Annotated in this window: 3 protein-coding genes; all 3 read right to left on the bottom strand. The window is 33.1% G+C overall.

Annotation, left to right across the window (positions count from 1 at the left end; genetic code table 11):
• Positions 1 to 69: 69 nt before the first annotated feature.
• The 3 genes from PKN74_RS07870 to PKN74_RS07860 are packed head-to-tail and all read right to left on the bottom strand — an operon-like array spanning position 70 to position 4,800.
• On the bottom strand, positions 70 to 2,007 hold the full coding sequence (locus tag PKN74_RS07870; protein WP_472310248.1) for an alpha-glucosidase: 1,938 nt from the start codon (positions 2,005 to 2,007) through the stop codon (positions 70 to 72).
• A 31-nt stretch (positions 2,008 to 2,038) separates the two neighbouring features.
• On the bottom strand, positions 2,039 to 3,376 hold the full coding sequence (locus PKN74_RS07865) for an L-fucose/L-arabinose isomerase family protein (protein WP_472310246.1): 1,338 nt from the start codon (positions 3,374 to 3,376) through the stop codon (positions 2,039 to 2,041).
• Positions 3,377 to 3,381: 5 nt separating this feature from the next.
• Positions 3,382 to 4,800 carry an aldehyde dehydrogenase family protein gene (locus PKN74_RS07860; protein WP_472310244.1) on the bottom strand — a complete coding sequence of 473 codons (1,419 nt, stop codon included), beginning with the start codon at positions 4,798 to 4,800 and terminating at the stop codon, positions 3,382 to 3,384.
• Between the last annotated feature and the right edge of the window lie 71 nt (positions 4,801 to 4,871).

The following is a 4,871-nucleotide window of genomic DNA, read 5'->3' as shown; positions in this document are numbered from 1 at the left end:
AATAAAATAATTAATTCGTAGAGTTGATCTATCAATATGTTGATCAACCCTACGAAAAATTTTATAGTTTTAAGTATATTGAAATTTTTTATTTAATTGTTCGGTGTTATTTAAAAGTTCTTCTAAAAAAGTTGAATTTTCTCTTATGAATACAGGGATGAACCCTATAGGTGCTTTGACTTTTATATATTGTTGTCCCGAATACTTTTTTGTACTCCAAAGATGAATCCAATTGTCAGGAGGTAAATAAACTGTTTTTTCTTCAGTGTTTTTTGAGATAACTGGAGACACAAGTATGTCGCTTCCTAGCATAAATTGATACTTTTGATGGTAACTTTCTTTATCTTCTGGATAATTAAGACATAAATGTCTTGTAATTGGTAGATTTTCCTCAAGGCTAGTTTGAACACTGTATTTCAAATAATTCTTTAGAGAATAATGAACATTAGACATCCATATAAAATGTTTAAATATTTCTTCATTAGAATTAAATTGAATATTTGTTTCAGGTCTATTTCCCTCGTGAGTTCGCATGATAAGAGAAAACGCGCTTAATTCTACCCAACGCATAAAAAGCTCTGGGGTTCTTTTCATCCAAAACAAAGAGGTATAACCTCCAGTGTCCCAATGGAAAAAGTCTACGCCACTAAACCCAGAACTTAAGGCAGCGGGAATTACAGAGGCTATTCCATCACTTTTGCTCCAATTAACGTTTTGATCACCTGCCCAGTATACTGGACAATATGAGACTGAATCTAAGTAACCAGATCTCATAAAGAAAATGATGTCGTCGTTTCCACTTTCTTTTATTGCTTCATAATTCAATTTGGCCCATTCTACTGGATATTGATTGTGATATTTAATGGGATCTTCTCCTGAAAATAAGATTGCATCTACAGGTAAATATTCACCAAAATCAGCCATCCAACCAGAAGTTCCCAATGCGATCATGTTGGTTTTAATTATATTTTTGTACCAATTGTAAGCATCTTTATTTGTAAGATCTATAAGGCCGGCTGGGAAAGTGGTTACGTATATATTATATACATCGCCATTAGGATGCTTAACGAAATAGTCGTTTTCTTTTGCTATTTTGTATAATCTACTTCCTTCTATCAAGAAAGGATTTATATATGAAAGAAACTTTATTCCTTTATTGTTTAATTCTTGTATCTTGTTGGGTAAGTTTTTATACGATATTTTGTCGTATTCCCAATTCCAGTAGACTTGTCTACCAAAAGAAGTTCTGTTAGTACCAGACCAATCTTGTGACCACACTGCACTGAGTGGGACTTCGTTTTGTGTCAACAAGTCAACTTTTTTTGATAAGGCTTCTGTTCCTCCTTGAGAGGCAATAATTGTTCCATATATCCAGTCGGGAAGATGATGTTTTGAGTTAAAATATATTCTGATGTGTTTTGTAAGTTCTTGTATATCTTTACCTTCGATTATTATGATTTTTGCGTTATTATCCCATATTTCAAATACAGACTTTTTCTTTTTAAAATCTACAATAATGGGTGAATAAGTTTCAATTATTATTGCGTATCCCATGGTTGATAGGAAGATTGGAGAGGGAAAATAGGTTGTGAACCAGCTTCCGCTTGTTCCTTTGAGTTTTGTTAATAAGGAGATAGGATCCCATCCTCTTCCAACTCCTTGTTCCTGAACCCAAATGGGGAATTTTTTTCCTTTTAAATTAAGATGATTGTATTGTTCTCCTCCTCCAAATATTTGTTCAGAGTCAAAAGAGTTTAGACAAATCAATAGCCTATTAAATTCTTTAGGGACTTTTAAATTCATAGTTAAAAGGTTTTCTGTGGTGTTTTCTATTTTTATCTCAAGATTGTCTTTTAGGTTTATATCAGACTTTTCTTTGATTTTGAAATGGGCATGATTTTCTTTTATTTTATGATGACCTATTCCATATCGAAATTCTTGAGTGTTAAAAAGTTCTAAATCGTTGATATATACTTTGTAATTTTTATCTTGTTGAATTATTTTCATACCATTTTCACCATCCGTGAAATATTTCTTATTATAATATTTCCCAATTTTTTAGTTTTGCAACTTTTTCAAAGGTTTTTTTATAACGACCGTATCCTAGAACAACGTGATGAGCAACACCCTGTGAGACAAATTTTTCAAAAGTATTTTTTGCATCAGGTATTTTAACTTTTACATAAGTTCCCTTGAGCTCTTTTTCTGTTGGAAGTGCTTCTCCTTCTAGCGTTAACAACCTAGTTTTTCCTCGCGCATAATCTATTCTTGAGATTGTTACAGGTCCTGGTTTTAAAACGAAACCTACGGTAACTCCTCTACCTCCAGCAAAATATGTGTCAAGGGTTTTTTCAGATTTCTGATCCCATAGATTATATGGTGCAACCCCACAATGCCAAAATAATAAAGAGTCTTCTTTTTCAAAAATTTGGCTTATATCTGCTAAAAAGAGTTCATTACAACCAACCGCTTTATATGCAATCATTTCTAATGTACCTTCTATATCTCCTTCGCATGCAATTGGGATATGTTCGGGCATAAAATAAGACATAGAAGCGCAGGGAGAAATTCCATAGGAGTTTGCGAATTCTGGCCAGCATCTTATAGCCATTGCAGTGTAGTTATTAGACTTTTCGAGCTCTTTTAGGCATATGTATAGGTTTGCTACTTTTTTCAATCGTTCATCTGTCATATTTTCTCCGTAATTGTATATACCAGATAAATTGTTCATTTCTTTTTTTATTTCATCAGTATTTGCCTTGAAATTAAATATGTTACTTAAAGATATGAAGTCTATTTCTGCCCCAAATTCTTTGATGATTTCAGGTTCATATACGTCTATATTATAAAAACCTTGAGCATGGTTTCCTATTAAGCCGATTTTTGTATTGTTCCATTTTTTGATAATTCTTAAAGCATCAAGCCAATTATTCAGTTTATTTTTAAAATCAGGGTCTTTTGTCTCTCCATATATGAATTCAAAGTTGTCAAAACCAGACTTATATAAGTTAGAGCAATCTAAATGGGCCCCAACTAAAGAATTTAGTCTTAGCCTTTCACCATGATAGGAAGGTTCAGGAAGGGCCCATATTAAAAAAGGTTTATTAATGTTTTTTGCAATTTTTAAGGCTAGTTGTCCAAGATGAAAGGTTGCACTTAATAATACAACGCCATCTACGTTATGTTCTTTGAAAGAAGTTAACACCTCTTCTAACTCGTCTGGGTATTCAACAACATTTTGCCAACCGAACAAATCAACGTTATCTAGAGTGTTTTCTAAATCTAATAATGATTGCTTATATATTTCTTGACCTTTTTGAGCATCATAAGTGTTTCTTACAAAAGCAACTATGCCCAAGTTGATTTTCTCTTTCATCTTTTTCACCCCTCTATATCAAAACATATAACCTTTATTTCCGACATTTCTTCAATTGCATATCTTATTCCTTCTCTGCCAATACCACTCATTTTGTACCCACCGTATGGCATAAAATCAGCCCTGTATCTGGGACCTTCATTTATCATTACACCGCCCGTTTCTATTTCTTGAGCAGCTCTAAATGCTTCAAAAATGTTTTTAGTAAATATTCCAGCTTGAAGACCATAAACACTTTGATTTGCCAGATTTATAGCCTCATCTAGGTTTTTGACTTTTCTTAGGGCAACAGCAGGACCAAAAAGTTCATTTTGCATAATTTTGCAATCTAAAGGAACGTCTATAATCACTGTAGGTTCAACTAGCGTGTAGTTTCTTTTGCCGCCTGTTAGTATTTTTCCACCTTTTGATTCTGCCTCTTTTATCCAGTCAATTATTCTAATAGCATTTTGTTCATCTATGACTGGTCCCATAATTGTTTCTTCTTTTGTTGGATCTCCAAAAATAATTTCTTTAACTTTTTTCACTAATTTATCGATAAATATTTCATAAACTTTTTCATGGACAAAGACTCGTTGAACTGAAATACAAATTTGTCCAGCGACAGAAAATCCTCCACTAACAGTAGCTTTTACCGCTTTATCAATATTTGCAGAGTCCATAACAATTAAAGGTGCATTTGAGCCTAATTCTAATCCAATCTTTTTAATTCCAGCATTTTTCGCAATATTTTTACCAGTCTCAGCACTACCAGTGAAACTTAGAAATCTTATTCTAGGATCTTCAACAATCGCATTTCCGACAGTACTTCCATGTCCTGTTAAAACACTTAAAGCCTTTTGGGGCATGCCAGCTTCAAGTAGTAATTCTCCAAGCATTAATGTATTCAAAGGAGTTTGAGTAGCAGGTTTTAAGACAATAGCGTTTCCTGCAGCTATAGCAGGGGCAACTTTATGAGCGGCTAATGAAAGTGGAACATTAAAAGGGGTAATTGCTCCTACTATCCCAACAGGCTCTAAAATATATGCTCCTCTTTTATTTTCTGATCCAGTAACAGAAGAAAAAGGTAACGTTTCTCCGTGGATTCTTTTAGCCTCTTCTGAGGCGTATTTGAATAAATCTGCTGTTCGAAGAACTTCTGACTTAGCTTCGTTCACAGTTTTTCCAACTTCTTTAACTAAAATATCAGTGATTTTATGTTCATTCTTTTCTAACAAAAGTCCTGTGTTGAATAGAATTTCAGCTCTTTTATGTAAAGGAAGTTCTTTCATAGCTTTTTTTCCTTCTTCAGCAAGTTCGATTGCAACTTTTACATCCGATACCTCTGCTTCAGGAACTTCGCCGACAATTTCACCATTAAAAGGATTATAGACTTTTATCATTTTTGGTTTAGTAACTTTTTTTCCTCCAATTATCATCTCCATTTTGATAGTAACCTCCTTTGTTTTTATTTTAATACTAATTCTAAAAACTACATTTTATAAGTTTAAACTAT

The organism is Defluviitoga sp. (assembly GCF_035349255.1).
Taxonomy (GTDB): domain Bacteria; phylum Thermotogota; class Thermotogae; order Petrotogales; family Petrotogaceae; genus Defluviitoga.
This window is presented reverse-complemented; position numbering and strand designations above follow the sequence as displayed.

Bases quoted from the DNA above. Each gene is read 5' to 3' on its own strand.
- PKN74_RS07865 (WP_472310246.1), bottom strand. From the start codon at position 3,376: ATGAAAGAGAAAATCAACTTGGGCATAGTTGCTTTTGTAAGAAACACT.
- PKN74_RS07860 (WP_472310244.1), bottom strand. From the start codon at position 4,800: ATGGAGATGATAATTGGAGGAAAAAAAGTTACTAAACCAAAAATGATA.
- PKN74_RS07870 (WP_472310248.1), bottom strand. From the start codon at position 2,007: ATGAAAATAATTCAACAAGATAAAAATTACAAAGTATATATCAACGAT.